Origin of the sequence: Dysgonomonas sp. Marseille-Q5470 (genome assembly GCF_951230145.1) — a bacterium.
In the GTDB taxonomy this organism is placed as follows: domain Bacteria; phylum Bacteroidota; class Bacteroidia; order Bacteroidales; family Dysgonomonadaceae; genus Dysgonomonas.
Window position 1 is genome coordinate 345998 of sequence record NZ_CATNVE010000003.1, and the last position, 15850, is coordinate 361847.

General features: G+C 34.0%; 16 protein-coding genes. 9 read left to right on the forward strand and 7 right to left on the reverse strand.

The window, feature by feature from the left end; all coding sequences use genetic code 11:
- The first annotated feature begins 273 nt into the window (after nucleotides 1–273).
- Entirely contained in the window at nucleotides 274–1224 is a 951-nt protein-coding gene (locus tag QOX35_RS07450) for a tetratricopeptide repeat protein (protein WP_283686391.1), read from the forward strand.
- Nucleotides 1225–1666: 442 nt separating this feature from the next.
- A complete protein-coding gene (locus QOX35_RS07455) occupies nucleotides 1667–2632 on the forward strand; it encodes a hypothetical protein (protein WP_283686392.1) in 966 nt (321 codons plus the stop codon).
- Nucleotides 2633–2718: 86 nt separating this feature from the next.
- Here QOX35_RS07455 and QOX35_RS07460 read toward each other — a convergent pair whose 3' ends face one another.
- Both QOX35_RS07460 and QOX35_RS07465 read right to left on the reverse strand, forming a co-directional pair.
- Nucleotides 2719–3306 carry a DUF1287 domain-containing protein gene (locus QOX35_RS07460; protein ID WP_283686393.1) on the reverse strand — a complete coding sequence of 196 codons (588 nt, stop codon included), beginning with the start codon at nucleotides 3304–3306 and terminating at the stop codon, nucleotides 2719–2721.
- Nucleotides 3307–3386: 80 nt separating this feature from the next.
- On the reverse strand, nucleotides 3387–4151 hold the full coding sequence (locus tag QOX35_RS07465; RefSeq protein WP_283686394.1) for a hypothetical protein: 765 nt from the start codon (nucleotides 4149–4151) through the stop codon (nucleotides 3387–3389).
- Between the two features lie 462 nt (nucleotides 4152–4613).
- On the opposite strand from QOX35_RS07465, the gene QOX35_RS07470 reads away from it, so the two are divergent.
- The gene (locus QOX35_RS07470) at nucleotides 4614–5336 is read left to right on the forward strand and encodes a pirin family protein (RefSeq protein ID WP_283686395.1); all 723 of its coding nucleotides are present in this window, start codon (nucleotides 4614–4616) and stop codon (nucleotides 5334–5336) included.
- 76 nt (nucleotides 5337–5412) lie between these two features.
- Here QOX35_RS07470 and QOX35_RS07475 read toward each other — a convergent pair whose 3' ends face one another.
- On the reverse strand, nucleotides 5413–6225 hold the full coding sequence (locus QOX35_RS07475) for an MBL fold metallo-hydrolase (protein WP_283686397.1): 813 nt from the start codon (nucleotides 6223–6225) through the stop codon (nucleotides 5413–5415).
- 383 nt (nucleotides 6226–6608) lie between these two features.
- On the opposite strand from QOX35_RS07475, the gene QOX35_RS07480 reads away from it, so the two are divergent.
- Both QOX35_RS07480 and QOX35_RS07485 read left to right on the forward strand, forming a co-directional pair.
- Nucleotides 6609–7196, forward strand: coding sequence for a DJ-1/PfpI family protein (locus QOX35_RS07480; RefSeq protein WP_283686398.1), 588 nt, complete (start codon nucleotides 6609–6611; stop codon nucleotides 7194–7196).
- Nucleotides 7197–7428: 232 nt separating this feature from the next.
- Nucleotides 7429–7971, forward strand: coding sequence for a DUF4924 family protein (locus QOX35_RS07485; RefSeq protein ID WP_283686399.1), 543 nt, complete (start codon nucleotides 7429–7431; stop codon nucleotides 7969–7971).
- A 37-nt stretch (nucleotides 7972–8008) separates the two neighbouring features.
- On the opposite strand, the gene QOX35_RS07490 is transcribed toward QOX35_RS07485, so the two are convergent.
- Nucleotides 8009–8389 (reverse strand): hypothetical protein, encoded by a 381-nt coding sequence (locus QOX35_RS07490; RefSeq protein ID WP_283686400.1) that lies wholly within the window; start codon nucleotides 8387–8389, stop codon nucleotides 8009–8011.
- Nucleotides 8386–8997 (reverse strand): RNA polymerase sigma factor, encoded by a 612-nt coding sequence (locus tag QOX35_RS07495; protein ID WP_006842585.1) that lies wholly within the window; start codon nucleotides 8995–8997, stop codon nucleotides 8386–8388. Before QOX35_RS07495 ends, QOX35_RS07490 begins: the two co-directional genes overlap by 4 nt.
- Before the next feature lie 99 nt (nucleotides 8998–9096).
- Between QOX35_RS07495 and QOX35_RS07500 the strand changes: the two genes are divergently transcribed.
- The 4 genes from QOX35_RS07500 to QOX35_RS07515 all read left to right on the forward strand — a co-directional run bounded on the left by QOX35_RS07500 (nucleotide 9097) and on the right by QOX35_RS07515 (nucleotide 13654).
- The gene (locus tag QOX35_RS07500) at nucleotides 9097–9534 is read left to right on the forward strand and encodes a DUF6249 domain-containing protein (RefSeq protein ID WP_135103953.1); all 438 of its coding nucleotides are present in this window, start codon (nucleotides 9097–9099) and stop codon (nucleotides 9532–9534) included.
- A gap of 12 nt (nucleotides 9535–9546) precedes the next feature.
- Nucleotides 9547–9900, forward strand: a complete 354-nt coding sequence (locus QOX35_RS07505) for a hypothetical protein (protein WP_283686402.1) — start codon at nucleotides 9547–9549, stop codon at nucleotides 9898–9900.
- Nucleotides 9901–10136: 236 nt separating this feature from the next.
- On the forward strand, nucleotides 10137–12653 hold the full coding sequence (locus QOX35_RS07510; protein ID WP_283686403.1) for a TonB-dependent receptor: 2517 nt from the start codon (nucleotides 10137–10139) through the stop codon (nucleotides 12651–12653).
- Nucleotides 12654–12745: 92 nt separating this feature from the next.
- Nucleotides 12746–13654, forward strand: a complete 909-nt coding sequence (locus QOX35_RS07515; protein ID WP_283686404.1) for a DMT family transporter — start codon at nucleotides 12746–12748, stop codon at nucleotides 13652–13654.
- A 324-nt stretch (nucleotides 13655–13978) separates the two neighbouring features.
- On the opposite strand, the gene QOX35_RS07520 is transcribed toward QOX35_RS07515, so the two are convergent.
- The gene (locus QOX35_RS07520; protein ID WP_283686406.1) at nucleotides 13979–14842 is read right to left on the reverse strand and encodes a helix-turn-helix domain-containing protein; all 864 of its coding nucleotides are present in this window, start codon (nucleotides 14840–14842) and stop codon (nucleotides 13979–13981) included.
- Between the two features lie 284 nt (nucleotides 14843–15126).
- Nucleotides 15127–15480: a DUF805 domain-containing protein gene (locus QOX35_RS07525; protein WP_283686407.1), complete on the reverse strand. Its 354-nt coding sequence runs from the start codon at nucleotides 15478–15480 to the stop codon at nucleotides 15127–15129.
- Nucleotides 15481–15850: the final 370 nt, after the last annotated feature.

Below are 15850 nucleotides of genomic sequence, written 5' to 3' on the forward strand. Positions count from 1 at the left end.
TTTTAGTCTTTTTTTGTTTTTTATAAAGGTTATAAAGGAGAATAATATCATATTTTATGTTAAAAGAGTAACTTCTTTATACTTTCTGCGTTATTAATAATAAGAAGTATAACATTATTATTTCTAGAAATAATTATAATATCACTTTTTTATTTAAACACTACCATGAAGCACTTAACTGAGACAGATAAGTGCTTCTTTTTTATATAAATCAATTGAGTTTGAATATCCGTTTTTTTTATACCTTTGCCAACATATATATCAATACAATTTATGCGCAAGACAAAGAAGATTTCACAAACACACAGTAAGTTATACTTTCTGATTCTTATTATATTCCCTTTGGTTTTTGGCTCGTGTAGATTGTTTGATAAAGATATCAGGCAAGATAAACATATTGTCTCTTTTAAGCATCAGATGGGACGGGTTGCAGATAGCTTAGATACACCGGCCGAAAGAATTAATGCATTGAAGACAATATTAGAGAACATAGAAGCCGATGAGGATTTGATAACTCCTCGAAAAAAAAATAAGTTGCTGATAGAGGCAAATTTTTATCTGAGCAATGAATATTTTAATGTTAAGAATTATAAAAAGGCAATAGAATGTACCGATATCGCCATAGGGCTTGATACTACTGATGCTACCGGGTATTATAATCGGGGCAGTATTTACCAATCGATAGGAGATGATAGCCTTGCCATGAGGGATTATACGCAGGCTATCAGACTAAATAATAATTATGCCGATGCATATTACAATAGAGGTATAATCTATGAAGTAGGTGGAGAATGTGAGAAAGCACTTGAAGACTACAATCGGGCGATAAAAGAAGAACCAAAAAATGTTGCAGATATCTATAATAATAGAGGAAATATATATTTGTCTATGAAAGATACCAGCAAAGCATTAAGCGACTATTCGAGAGTATTGGAAATAGACACTGCGAATATAAATGCATATACCAACCGAGCCGAAATATATATACTCCGTCAGGAATTTGATAAAGCTTTAGACGATTGTAATAAAGGACTTATTCTCGATCCTGAGAATATACGCCTGTATTATAAGCGAGCTGCAATTTATGAGCGAAAGAATGAATATGATGAAGCTATCGCTGATTATGAAAAAGTTCTGGATTTGGATAGGCATGATTTGTATAAAGCACGAATTAAGACCAAGGAGTCTATAAGGAAATTAAAAATATTGGCTCGAAAAAGATGATATGACTATTTGATATAGTCTTCTTTTCAGAAGGGAGCTTAATAATATCTAATCTCTTTAAATAATATATAAAACGTATAGCAGCAAATGGGGAAAATCTATTTGCTGCTCTTTTTTTATGCGGACTTGTTGTAGAGTTTTGCATTATGATATGCATATTTCAATATGCTTTTGGTGTATGCTCCTCTTTTGTAACCCTATGAGCGAGGCAAGAAGTTGTATTTTTCTACCGTATTTTTGTGCTTTGAAAAATGTGATGAAAATACAATTAAGATTCCTTGTAATTGTTTCCAGATCTACTTTTACATATTTATGTGGTTTTGTAAAACTAAACATATTATTCTCTTGTTTTTATATGATGAATATTCAATATAATTAAGGCTTTAATATTATTAATAATCAAGATTTATTTCTAATCTTTTCTCTCTACAACATAAATATCATGAAAAACGAATTAAACAGTAAATTAATTATATCTATCAAAGAAGCCCTTCCTCCTCAGATAAAGGTTGCAACCTACTTAATGGATTTGCTTTCTATCGGGCGTGAAGCTGTTTATCGTAGGATAAGAGGGGATGTGTCTTTTGACTTAGAGGAGCTCTCTGTAATATCTAAAGCGTTAAGCATATCAATTGATGATGTTTTGGGTAAGAATGATACTACAGCGTTATTTAGCATAAATATGATTCAAGAAGAATCCTTTTTTGAGCAATATTGTAATTCTTTGATTTTTTATACAGATATTTTTAGTAGAATGAAGGTTTACCCTAGTTCTCAGGTACAAGGTGCTAATAATGAGTTACCTTTTTCATTTTACCTTTCTTATGAAAAAATAGCTAAGTTCTATTTATACAAATGGGTATATCAGCTTCAGACTTCCAAGCCTACTGTTCCGTTTTCTGAGTTCTACTTGCCTCAGAGAGTTATCGACCTGAATAAAAAGTATATTTCAGAATCTAACTCTTCTTGTCATACAACGTCTATCCTATCTCAAAATGTTTTGTCTTCATTTCTGAATACAGTAAAATACTTTTATAAACTTAATTTGTTGAACAATCAGGATATAGAAGAGATTAAGAATGAGTTGTTGTGCATGTTGGAGAGATTGGAGTCGATGTCTATATCAGGAGTTTGGATGGATGACTTTGAATTTAACTTTTATATATCCAATATCGATTTTGACACCACTTATAGTTATATGCAGTGTCCTGAATTCGAATTGTCTACGATACGTGTATTTTCTATTAACGTAGTGAGATCGTTTACTCCTGAAATATGTCAAGCTAACAAGAAATGGATTGAATCTTTGAAACGCTATTCTACATTGATCTCTAAAAGTGGAGATTTATACAGAACAGAATTTTTTAATAATCAGAGAAAGATTCTACGAGATATATTTATCGACTGATTTTTTTAATATAATAAGATAATTCTCAATATCTAGTTATGTTATATTTAAGTACACTGAGTTTTTTGCGGAGGCGAATGTTATATTTATTTGCTTCTGTATGTATAATGTCCTGTCACTTTATAGCTGAATAAGCAATCTTGCAAGACTTGTCCTTGTCCTATATTATGTACTATTAGTGGCCGTTTCTTATCCGCAGACATACGGTCTGTAACTATGCCTATATGTGTAATCCCTCCACCTAGATCCCATGTAACAATATCTCCGACAATATAGTCCTCTGCTTTATCTGAAATTTTCTTTACAGAGCCAAACCTACTAAAAAAAGTGGCTTGATTAGGTACTCTTCTATGATCGATATTCTTATCCGTTGATTTCATACCCCACTTCTTAGGGTACTTGCTAAAGTTGGCTTTCATATCTTCATGTATCTTTTTCTGCAAGTCCATACCTAGTTTGCGATATGCTCTTATTATCACATCAGTACAGACACCTTTGTCTGCCGGTACATCTCCATTCGGATAAGGGATTGTGTAATAGCGGGGATCATAAACAACTTTATCCTTAGTCAGCTCTATAGCAGCATTCGATAACCTTTTATAGAAATCGGTTTCCTGAGCAGAAATACCGACCGATATAATGAATGTAAAGAGTATTGTTAGGCTAATTCTCATTTTTTATTTGTGATAAAGATACTAAAGTGTCCAAATAAGATAAATGTATTTTCATTACTGATTATATACATCCAGAGAGTTTATTTCTTGTAGAATACCGGCGCAAAGTATGGCCTGTTCACCCATTTCCCGTTGAATGGATTAAGCTCTCGGATTACACCGCCTTCGATTCCAAATTTTTCAGTGATTTTGAACTCTAATGTGCCTCCGTAATATGTTTGAGGATACATACCCATCATTGGGCCTTCTACACCATTATGTTTTCCTCTCACGGAATATTGTCCTCGGGCATTTATCCTTATTCTGTCGCTTAAGATGAATTTCATATTTCCTCCTGCACCCACATCGTTGTAGTTCCCTCCATATAGTGCATATTTTGAGGCGTAAGGACCAGCCGAAATTACCAGCCAATCTGTTGGTTGATAGTTAAAGTACATACTTACAGACCTTATTGCGCCTATGGATGGATATGTATTCTGTATAGAAGACGAACTGAGCCAAGCTTCGTTATTCAGATTCATTCCTGAATAATAGCTGTAATCATTGGCAAAAGGATACCGTGTAATCGTATTGCTTTCTACAGGAGGTCCGAGATATACATCAAGCGGAGGAAGTATTAAGTCTATAGTTGCATCATCTCCTTTTTCTAAAGGTTTATACAAATCATATTTGCTTGCAGATGATTTGTTGTTGCCCGATACATCCAGGTTTAAATAATTCTCTAACCTTTCATCAAATTTGAAAGATCCTTTCTTTAGAGGAGGAAAGCTATCTTTAGGAATCTCAGTTTGGGAATAAGAGGTAACTGAGACGAGTAAAAGTAGTATAAAGACTAGATTTTTCATGATTTCTTGTTTTTAATTACTACAACAGTAAAGTTAATAAATAATTGTGAAAGAAACATATATTTCTTTGTAAAAAGAAGTTGTAAATAGCTGATAGATTTATGATTTATAGCTCATCTAGGAAATGTTTCCCTATCAAAAGGTGACAAAAGTAACAGTTTTTATCTGTTTTTGTGCTGTCACTTTTACTCATTCTTATTTACCCATATTCTTTTTTGTTATTTATATAATAAGATAAAATTAGAATAAATAAATTTATATAAATCCTTGTTCTATTGCATTGCCTTTCTGATCTATGTATTGCAATATTGTATAAATATATTTATATATATGTATGATTTATCTTATTTTGATAATAGATGGATAGTGCTTATCTTTGTAATATAAAAATAAGGTGTATTGCTATGATATACTTTATATTATAAATAGTTACTCATCAGATATAACAGAAAGGGTAGTTTTATGAAAACAACATTAATTAGAGCATCTTCAAGAGGATCAGCAAACCATGGATGGTTGAACACACACCATACATTCAGTTTTGCAAACTACTATGATCCCAACCGTATACATTTTGGCGCATTAAGGGTTATAAACGACGATATAATTGCCGGAGGAGAAGGCTTTGGGACTCATCCTCACGACAATATGGAAATAATAACTATTCCCTTGTATGGTGATTTGGAACACAAGGATAGTATGGGGCATACAGAAGTCATAAAAGCCGGAGAAGTGCAGGTAATGAGTGCCGGATCGGGTATAACACATAGTGAATACAATGCTAATGAGTATAAACCGGTAAGTCTTTTCCAGATATGGGTTTTTCCATCTCAAAAGAATGTAGAACCTCGTTACGACCAACGTGAATTTGATTTTATAGATAATAAAAATCAATTCATCCAAATTGTTGGACCTAAGAGTGATCCTTCAAATACGGCACTTTGGATACATCAGGATGCTTGGTTTAATATGGGTACTTTCGATAAAGGTGTCAACACAAGCTATCAGGTGAAGAAAAAAGGGAACGGTGTATTTGCTATGGTTGTTGAAGGAGAGTTTTCTGTCGAAGGGCAAAAACTATATCACAGAGATGCACTTGGAGTATGGGATACAGATGGTATAAATATCACTGCAGAATCTGACAATGCACGCATACTACTGATAGATGTGCCGATGGTATTTTAATAGAAGAGGTTAAATTATATACATTAGTAAAAGGATCTCAAAGCTCGGCTTTGAGATCCTTTTTTTATAATAAAAGTCAGTAGGCTTTATAATTATCATTCAAACGTTTTACTTTACTTGTCTTTACCTTTACATCGTGGCAATAAATAAGGGTATAGTTTTCTTTTTCTGCTTCAACGAGAAATCGCTGTTTCTCTTCGGCCGATTTTAATGCATTAATGTCGTAAGCTGAAATCCATTCTAATGGGACATGAGCACTTGTTGGTATCAGATCCCCGGGGAATGTATATACACCCGCATCTGTCTTGATATATACAACTAACTGCCCTATACTATGTCCGTCAAATAATCTCACACTTACCTCTTTAGATATCTGCATGTCTTGGTCAACAACGTGTAAGAGTGCGGCATCGTGTATCGGCTGTATATTTTCAGCTAAGATAGAATCTGCTTCCAGTATGTTGGGGGTTAAATAATTGTCCCATTGTTTGCGGCTTAGCCAATAAGTAGCTTTAGCGAAAGAAGGGATTATTTTGTCGTTTTTATCTCTTTTAGTTGCATATCCGCAATGGTCGAAATGCAAGTGGGTCAATATCACATCGGTGACATCTTCACTCGAGAAGCCATATTTCTTTATTTCTTCTTCAATGTTAATCAGAGAGTGTGGTTGGTAGTAAGACATTCTCTCGGTGTGCTTATGTCCCATACCCGTGTCTATTAATATGACCCTGTCTTCGGATATGACGAGTGCACACCGCATAGCTAATGTACACAAGTTGTCGGCATTGCTTGTGTATTTTCTTTGCCAGGCACGCTTTGGTATAGCTCCAAACATGGCACCTCCGTCTGCCTGGATATAGCCGCTTTCTATTATTTTTATGTCAACCATTTTTTTTCTAAATATTCAGCTAATATACAAAAAAGAAGAGATGATTATCACAATCATCCCTTCCCCTCTTAACACTAATATAAAACTAACATATACTATGATAAAACAGGTAAAAAATCAACTAAACAATCTATCTAACACACTATGAAAAAAGTAAATCATACCTGTTTTACATTAGAACATCAAAGACAACATGTTTGTTCAGAATACTTTGTATTTGTTTTATTTATGTGGCGATAGATAAGGTTTATATAATAGCGTATAAATCCATCTTAAACTTTATATATAAAAAAATACTACTTTTGTACTCTGTTTTGTATATAAACAAAGCATAATCTATTATTGTTTATCATTTATTCTTAAAAATAATAATTTTGACAACTATGGAAAATAAGAAAGTTTTAGTGTTTCTGGCAAAGGCATTTGAGACTATGGAGTTTTCTGTTTTCATAGATGTTATTGGTTGGGCAAGAGTTTGTTATGGCTATGGTTTGTTTGTCGAAACTTGCGCTTTTACGAAAGAAGTTATAAGCACATTTAATGTGCCTGTAAGAGTAGATAAAACAATTAAAGAGATAAATGTTGACGAGTATGCTGCATTGGCAATACCTGGTGGATTTGGCGAATTTGGCTTTTATGAAGAAGCCTATGACGAAAGATTCTTAGACTTAATTAAGGATTTTGATGCAAAAAATAAAATCATTGCTACAGTTTGTACTGGAGCTCTCCCCTTAGGAAAAAGTGGAATTCTTAAAGATCGGAAGGCAACAACTTATCACTTAAATAACGGTTATAGGCAAAAAGAGTTGAAAGAATTTGGGGTGAATGTTGTGAATGAACGAATAGTAGTTGATGGTAAAATTATAACGTCTTATTGTCCTGAAACAGCTCCAACTGTTGCATTTGAATTATTAAAGATGCTGACCTCGGAAGAAGAAATGACAGTAGTAAAAAAAGCGATGGGATTTTAAGAAGGAGTTTGTTTTATTCCTTTCTATAAGAGAGTTATTGATTAGATAAGGGGAAAACATATACTTGAGATTTCCATGAAATTATTTACTTTTATCTCCCAATTATTTGAATGTATTTTATTGTAAAAGCTCAATATGTATAGTTTGTAAATCGTTGCTCCTGGAATTAAAAAATATAAAACGTTTATTCTTCAATCGGTTAAGTCAAACTGAAGGAAATCTAAAATAAATTATGCTGATAGCTAAAAAACTAAAAGAAGAAAATATCGCCGAATATCTATTGTATATGTGGCAGATAGAGGATATTATAAGAGCCAATAAATTAGACATCGATATAATTGATAAGCAAATAATATCAGGGTTCGAACAGCCTCAAAATGTGAAAAATGAAATAAGGGAATGGTACGAAAACCTTATTGACATGATGAGGAGAGAAGACGTGATGGAAAAAGGGCATCTGATTATAAATAAGAATGTAATATCGGAATTGACCGAACTACATAATCGATTGCTGAAGTCGCTGCGAGAAACTGAATATACTGAAGCCTATTATAAAACCTTGCCTTTTATTGTCGAATTACGTTCCAAGACGCAAGATAAAAATACTCCTGAACTCGAAACTTGCCTAGCCGCTCTATATGGTTTCTTGTTAATGCGCTTGCAAAAGAAAGAGATATCGGGCGAAACTCAATCTGCACTATCTCAGATAAGCTCATTCTTGAGGTTGCTTTCTCTTAAATATAAGGAGTATAAAGCCGGGAAGTTAGATATTTGATAGTTTGCTTATATTTAAATTCTATTTATAGCTTATGTTAATCTTTGTGTTTCTTTTCTTTGATTCGTCTGCGGATCAGCGAGTCACTTATAAGAAGAAGTACTCCGACGCATGCAACAGATACCACGAAAGGATTAAACCCTACTGATGGGACATTGAATGTGATATTTGCCCCCATACTCTGAATGCCTTCCTTGAGAGGTAATCCTAAAAGCCAAAAGATAAGTGTCGGTATTCCAAGCATTCCTACAATGCCGAACGTAATAGAAAGAATTGAAATAATGCTTCTCTTCCGATTTTGTTTTGCCGCAACAATATGTACTCGTTGCATCAACCGACTCTCGAAGTCTGTCGATGGTTCGTCTAGTTTTATTTCCTGAAATAAACTCTTTAGCCTATCTGTATTTTCTGTATTCATGATTGTATGAGCTTATTTATTTCAAAGTTTATAATTTTTCTGATTCTGTACAACTTTACTTTTACATTAGCTTCACTATTTCCCGTGATGATGCTTATATTTTTTACGCTTTGGTCGTTTATATAGAACATACTGATCAGCAAAGCATCGTCCGGGGGCAGTTTTTTTAGTACTGTATCCAAAAGCTGTAACTTATCCTCAGTTGTAATCTCATCCAGTGTTTCTGATATTTCGTCATCAGGGATATTTGAGAAATTATCGTCAATGGCAGTAAATTCATGTTTACGCTTTCGCAATTCTGATATAGTTGTGTTGTATGCGATTCTGTACAACCATGTTGCAAAGTTCGATTCTTCACGAAACTGTTTTAATGACTGAAATACCTTTATAAATATCTCCTGAACAATATCTTCGGCTTCTACCCGACGAGAAACTATTTTATTGACAATGGTAAATACCATTCTCTCATATCGACGTACAATGTGTACAAAAGCATCGGTATGTCCGTCTTTTATTCGGCGTATAAAATAGATATCATCAAATTCAGCCATACCCGTATGACGCAAGAATATTTGATAGGTTACAAATGTAATGTAAAATCTTTTCAAAAAAATATTTTTTATTTTGTTGTAACCTTTTAAAAATGCTTGCGTCAAAATGAGCAAACGGATGAAACAAAAATGTTTAATTAATAAAAATAGAAAATTATGGATCAAATTATGGCAATGGTTATTGTGGCTACAATAGCATATGCAATCTACCGCTTGTTTGAGTTGTTTGCTCGTCGTAGGGAGCGCTTAGCTTTTATCGAAAAAATTTCAGAAGGGATAGACCCGAATCTACTGAAAGGGCAATTGGATATGTCTCCGAATAAAAGCAATGTAAACAACTATGTGACCTCATGGGCTATTCGTGTTGGGCTCTTGTTAGTAGGTGTTGGACTAGGCGTGGCTATCGTCGCTGTTATAGACTTGTTGGCTGTGGCTCCTCCAAGTGCGGATGAAAGAGCTTTCTATGAGTTTCGCAATACTATATCTATTTTATATCCGGCATGCGCTGCTATATTTGGTGGTATAGGGCTTGTTATTGCTTACTTTATAGAGAGGAAAGATTCTAAGAAAGAACAGGATAAAGAGGTCGAATAATTGGTGTCGGATATGAACAAAGAATTACATTCAATTCTGTTTACTCTAATTATTGTGGCCGTAGTTATAGGTGGTTGGCTGATTGGGCGTAATCAAGGGTGGTTTGTTCGTAGCTCGGCAAATGATATCAATATATGCCGAAATGTAACAGGAGATACCTTGTACTTTAATTCTAAAAATCCAATCTATACGGTTTCGGGCTGGAGTGCTTCTCGTTATGATGATGACATTCTACACGTAGATCTGAAACTAAAAAGAAATAGGCAGAACACTAGGATAGAGATGTATTTAGATACAGCAAATGTTCGCTATGTAGAAATCTATGGTAAGGTGATGCCGATAAACGATATTCCATTTAGTAAATAAAATTTATCTGTAGATGAGTTGGCAAGAGACATCAGGTAAGCAGAGCCTGGTGTCTTTTTTTTGTGAAAAAAGTGTCGTTCTGTTAAAAATGATAAAATATTTATTGCTTTAGTGATAAATGTATAATTATGGCGACTAGTAAGCATATCTCAGTTAAACAGATTAAATCTATGTATATCTTAGTCAGCTGAAAAACAACTAAAAAAACGAAATATATTTATAATTATACTAAACTTATGAATGTCCGCATTTTATTAACTTTTCTATCATTGCTAATTTCATCATTAGCATTCTCTCAATCCAGCCCACTAATAAATGTCCAGATTAAAGGTGTAGTAACAGATTCATTAACAAATGAAACAGTTCCCTACGCGACAGTTAAATTGTTAGGTAAGGCAAATCCGAGAAGCCCGTTAAAGGCTGTAGCAGCCGATGATAATGGAAACTTTCAGTTTTCGATGAATAAAAAGGGAGAGTATCTGCTCACGGTAGAATATATCGGCAAAAAGACCCTTGTTAAGCCTGTTGTTGTAGGTGATGCAAAGATAGTAGACCTAGGTACAATATATATGAGTGATAATGAAAATGCCTTATCGGAGGTTATAGTTTCGGCACAGAAGCCACTGGTAAAAGTTGATCTCGATAAAATTGTATATAGTATGGAGAGTGATCCTGAATCAACGACTAATAACCTATTGGAAATGTTGAAAAAAGTTCCGATGGTAACCGTTGATGGCGAAGATAATGTACAGCTGAAAGGATCTACTAATTTTAAAATATATCTAAACGGAAAACCGTCTAACATGATTTCTAACAATCCGAAGGAAGTTCTCCGCAGCATGCCTGCTAATACGGTGAAAGATATACAGGTGATTACCGATCCCGGAGCAAAATATGATGCTGAGGGTGTAGCAGGTATTATCAACATTATAACCAATACTTCTATGGGTGGATATACTGCCACATTGAATGGTAGGGTAGACTCGCAAGGTGGATATGGTTTAGGCGCTTATTGGACCATGAAATATGGCAAAGTTGGCTTCACCGGGAATTATAACTATTACGAATGGAAACGTCCCGAAGGGACTTCTTCTTCTTTTAGAGAATATAATTTAAGCAATAATCCGAAATATCTTACAGGAGTAGGCCCTTCAAAGAATAACGGACTCGGACAGTTTGGTTCAGGAGAGTTAAGTTACGAGGTAGATACCTTAAATCTTATTAATATCGGATTCAATAGGTTTGAAGGTGATTATAAATCAAGAAGTAACATCTTTAATGAGGGGCTCGGAATAAATAAGGATAGCCAATATAGATATGATCAAAGAGGCTATATGAAACAAACGTATGGCGGTACAGATCTGAATGTAGATTATCAGCGCACTTTCCATAAAAAAGAACAATTGCTGACAGCTTCTTATAAGTTCAGTATGAACCCTAACGATTCGGAATCAAATTCGGATATTACTGAACTATTTGGTGAACTACCTAAGTATGTATATACTAACAAACAATATTCTGATGCAGATATGAAAGAACATACCTTTCAGGTAGATTTTGTAACTCCTTTGAATAAGTCTGATATCCTATCTCATAGTGTCGAAACAGGAGTAAAGTATATCATCCGTATAAATAATAGCAATAGTGGTTTAGATAGTCTTAATGCTACAGGTAATTGGGTAGCCATAGAACGTCCGACTGATAGATTTAGGCATACACAAGATATATTAGCTGCGTATGGCGGTTACAATGCCAAGTTCAGGAATGTTTGGGGTTTCAAAGCCGGATTGCGTTATGAAGCAACATGGTTGAATGCTGAATTCCCAAAGGATAGAGCTCAAGATTTTAAAGTAGACTACTCTAACATCGTACCCTCTGCAACAGTTACATATCAGATAAATCCAATGCAAAACCTGCGCTTTGGATACAATATGCGTATATCACGTCCGGGTATCTGGCAATTAAATCCTTATGAGAATACTTCCGACCCGAATAATATACAAAAGGGGAATCCGGCATTAGATGCTGTGAAAAATCATACGATAAGTACCAACTATGGGCTTTTCAACCGTAATCTGACTTTGAATGTGAATTTGGCTTATAGCTTCGAGAATAATGGAATTGAACAAATTACGACAGAGCAAAATAAAGTAGTGACCTCTACCTACGAAAATATAGGAAAAAGAAAAGATATTGGTTTATCTTTAAACCTGCGATGGACTCCTAAAATGGGTGGAGATAAATATAAATGGCTGGAACAACTGAGTATATTCTCTAATATGGGGGCACGGTATGTGGATATAAAAGCAAATAATGGGTCAGGATTAAAGAAAGATGGAGTATCCGCGAATGTCTTTGGAGGTGCGCAATATTCATTTCCTAAATCGTGGAAAGCTTTTGTTAATGTAGGTTATTTTTCTCCATACATAAATTTACAAAGTGAAAACTCTTCGTTTTTCTTTCACCGATTTAATGTAAGCAAAGGGTTTAATAATGACAAATTGAATATATCTGCTTATGCTCAGAATCCATTTAAACGCATTCATGATTTCAGAAGTACAATGAATAATCAAGCGTTTTATTCAGAAACAATCATGTCTAATAAAATTCAAAATTTTGGAATCTCTGTATCTTTCCGTTTTGGAGAGATGAAATCTCAAATACAAAAAGCAAGACGTGGTATCAAGAATGATGATGTTATGTCTGGAGGACAAGGAGAACAAAGTGGAGGAAGTGCTGGAGGTCAAAACTAAACGGTTTGATTAATAATATATGCCCCAAAGAGAATGAATCTTTGGGGCTTTTTTTTGATTAAAAGGGTATCTTTGCAGAATATTTATCAACGATGAAACAAGCATTTGTTAAGTTGCACTTATCTATTCTAATTGCCGGATTTACGGGTATATTCGGCAAGCTTATAACCCTGAACGAAGGTATGCTCGTTTGGTACCGCTTATTGATTACCTCTGTGTTACTATTAATAATGCTATCGGTGACAAAACGGTTTGTCCGATTGCCGATCAAAGATTTCTATAGGATTGGTTTTGTTGGGCTATTATTAACACTGCATTGGCTGTTTTTCTATGCGAGTATTAAATATTCGAATGTTTCTATCGGTGTAGTCTGTTTCTCGATGACAGGTTTTTTTACGGCTGTTTTAGAACCTGTCGTGAGTCGTCGGCGAATCTCTGTCAGAGAGTTGTCTTTTAGCATTATTGCTCTCTTGGGGATTGCGCTGATTTTTCATTTCGATACCCGTTACAGAACAGGTATAATGTGTGGGGCTATTTCGTCAGCTTTGGCAGCTAGTTTTGTGATTGCCAATAAAAGAGTTGCAACAAATACTAATTATTCATGGGATGTTACTTTGTTTTATGAAATGATTGGAGGTTTCTTTAGTTTAAGTATTATACTTCCTTTTTATTTGCAATTGTTTCCTGTCGTGTCTTTTTTTCCGAGTAATACAGATTTAATCTATTTGTTAATATTCTCAGTGGTTTGTACAATCGGTCTGTATATGTTGCAAATACAAGCATTGAAGAGCATATCTGCTTTTACTCTTAATCTAAGCTATAACTTAGAGCCTATATATAGTATTGTATTGGCTATGATTATTTTTGGAGAGGCTAAGGAGTTAAACTTTTCATTTTATACCGGTTTGCTGTTAATCATACTTTCTGTATTACTTCAAATGTATACTGTAATGAAAGAGCGCAAAAGGATTCATTTGGCAGAGCAACGAAGCGGGTTTTGACCCTATCGTCCTTTATTTCTGAAATAAGCATAAATTTTATTGTTTAAAAAGGTTCTTGTCGAAAATTTTTGGGAAGAGCCTTCTTGTATTCTAACTACATTGAAATCTTTTATAAAATGCAAAAAGCCCGCAAATTCACTTCGCAGACTTTCCAACCTTAACACAAACTTTACAAAACTACACAATAATAGAGTTAAATTCTAAATCTAGTCAGGTTTAGAATTATAAATATACTCCTCATATATTTACGCTACGAAGATATGAAGATTGGAAGGGTTGTTTATTACAGATATCTGCCTGCTTTTTCAGAATTCGTGCCTTTTCTTAATGGCTAGGGTTCATAGTCGCTTTTTGTTGGCGAATTTTGCCCGGAGTATTGCCGAAATTGGTTTTGCAGAAGTCATTAAAATGTGAGGGGGACGAGAATCCGTACTCGTCACTTATTTCTTTAAATGACTTATCGGTGCTGTTTATTTGATAAAAAATTGATTTTGATCGCTCTTCTTTCATCCAGTGATAAGCAGGCACTCCAAATACTTTTTTGAAACGTTTTTGAAATCCTGAAAGGCTATAGTGCATCATGTCGGCTAACTCTTGTACTGTTTTTGCCTTGTGATGGTTTTTAAGGACAAACTCGGAGAAAGAAAGGTCGTGGCTAATGAGAGGGAAAAAGAATGCCAGTAAATCTCTTTTTGTATAATATGCTCTTAGTAAAAAGTAAAATTCTTTTGCTTTCAGTGCGAAATAATATGTGCACCTTAAGCCTTCCGACATGCACGTGTTTAAGAATGTGAGGTATGAGTCTACTCTTTCATTTATAGCCAGATAATGTAGACCTGGTTCAAATTCTTCATTTTTTTCTTTTAGTAGTAAATCAAGCGAGAAGCAATCGCATAGCATCTTAGTGTTATGCAACCTCATAATAATTACTGTGGTATCTTTATTTGCTTTACTGTTTAGGTGACAACCTGCTGGTATCATCATCATTTTTTTTTCAGAAATGACTTGGTTAGTTAGTTCATCCAAAGAAAAAGATAAAGACCCTTCTATGATAAATATAACTTTGTTCTCAACTGAAAATATATTCCAAGATTGTCCATCTAGTAAAGATATTTTCTCAATTGTTGGCCGGTTACCTTTTTCATAATTGTAGCAAGTGAGATGCTCTTGTTTGTATAATAACTCCATACCGGATATTATGATGTATACTCTATTATTGTTATTTATTCTTTACCTTTAAGTAAGAATAATGTGTTTCTGGCTTTAATGCTATAAGTGTTGAATACGCTTTTTACCAACGTCACAAATATAATAAAAAATAATAATAACAGGAGTAGTTAAATAAATAATTGTTATTAAATTCTTGATAGGATAAATTTATAAATATCAATATCTTATAAAGCGAAAGGACATAAATAATATTATTTATGTCCTTCTTTCTTATAGTGTAAACTCTATGATAGATACTGAGGCTATTGAGCTTTAGGATCCGAACCATACTGGTTGTCCCCTTTATTACCTTCTGTAATCGCTAAAATGAGATTGTAGATGGGGATTAATATAAACCATCCACTTTTGCCAACATCATGCATTCTTCTCACATAAACAGCGATTGAAGGGATCAGGATTGCAAGATACGCCAATCCGACTAATCCTAAAACGATTGATCCAATAGTTGTGGAAACTGATGCTAGGATAATACCTACTATGTATAGGACAAAATATCCTATCATCACAAAAAGGTTGTACATCCAAAATTCTTTTCGTCTAGCTCTTCCGTTAAAGTCTGCGTAATGTTCTTTCACTACTTTTAAAAACCACTCCATTATAATATTAGTTTTGTAAAAAATTATCCTACTCTTTTGGCTTTTCGGTTCCGCCTCGTTTTTTTTATGGTTTCAGATCTCCATGTTGTTTATGTTATTCGGCAGCAAAAGTATATAAAAAACCACTACTTCCTAAATATATTTACTGATAATGGTTATTTGTGCATAATGCTTCTCTCTATTGTAAAAGAGAAAATCTATTTACTTTCTTCATAATTACTTTTTTGTCTTTATTTAGTTTTTTATCATGGCTTATTGTAATATTCAATAGTGTTAAGCTGTCTTTTATCTTTTTGTAAAAAAGGGGTTAATTTGTGAGACAAATTTTGTTGATTTAAACATATTTTCCCTGTTTTTACAATTATTGTAA

Bases quoted from the DNA above. Each gene is read 5' to 3' on its own strand.
- QOX35_RS07450 (WP_283686391.1), top strand. From the start codon at position 274: ATGCGCAAGACAAAGAAGATTTCACAAACACACAGTAAGTTATACTTT.
- QOX35_RS07455 (WP_283686392.1), top strand. From the start codon at position 1,667: ATGAAAAACGAATTAAACAGTAAATTAATTATATCTATCAAAGAAGCC.
- QOX35_RS07460 (WP_283686393.1), bottom strand. From the start codon at position 3,306: ATGAGAATTAGCCTAACAATACTCTTTACATTCATTATATCGGTCGGT.
- QOX35_RS07465 (WP_283686394.1), bottom strand. From the start codon at position 4,151: ATGAAAAATCTAGTCTTTATACTACTTTTACTCGTCTCAGTTACCTCT.
- QOX35_RS07470 (WP_283686395.1), top strand. From the start codon at position 4,614: ATGAAAACAACATTAATTAGAGCATCTTCAAGAGGATCAGCAAACCAT.
- QOX35_RS07475 (WP_283686397.1), bottom strand. From the start codon at position 6,225: ATGGTTGACATAAAAATAATAGAAAGCGGCTATATCCAGGCAGACGGA.
- QOX35_RS07480 (WP_283686398.1), top strand. From the start codon at position 6,609: ATGGAAAATAAGAAAGTTTTAGTGTTTCTGGCAAAGGCATTTGAGACT.
- QOX35_RS07485 (WP_283686399.1), top strand. From the start codon at position 7,429: ATGCTGATAGCTAAAAAACTAAAAGAAGAAAATATCGCCGAATATCTA.
- QOX35_RS07490 (WP_283686400.1), bottom strand. From the start codon at position 8,389: ATGAATACAGAAAATACAGATAGGCTAAAGAGTTTATTTCAGGAAATA.
- QOX35_RS07500 (WP_135103953.1), top strand. From the start codon at position 9,097: ATGGATCAAATTATGGCAATGGTTATTGTGGCTACAATAGCATATGCA.
- QOX35_RS07505 (WP_283686402.1), top strand. From the start codon at position 9,547: ATGAACAAAGAATTACATTCAATTCTGTTTACTCTAATTATTGTGGCC.
- QOX35_RS07510 (WP_283686403.1), top strand. From the start codon at position 10,137: ATGAATGTCCGCATTTTATTAACTTTTCTATCATTGCTAATTTCATCA.
- QOX35_RS07515 (WP_283686404.1), top strand. From the start codon at position 12,746: ATGAAACAAGCATTTGTTAAGTTGCACTTATCTATTCTAATTGCCGGA.
- QOX35_RS07520 (WP_283686406.1), bottom strand. From the start codon at position 14,842: ATGGAGTTATTATACAAACAAGAGCATCTCACTTGCTACAATTATGAA.
- QOX35_RS07525 (WP_283686407.1), bottom strand. From the start codon at position 15,480: ATGGAGTGGTTTTTAAAAGTAGTGAAAGAACATTACGCAGACTTTAAC.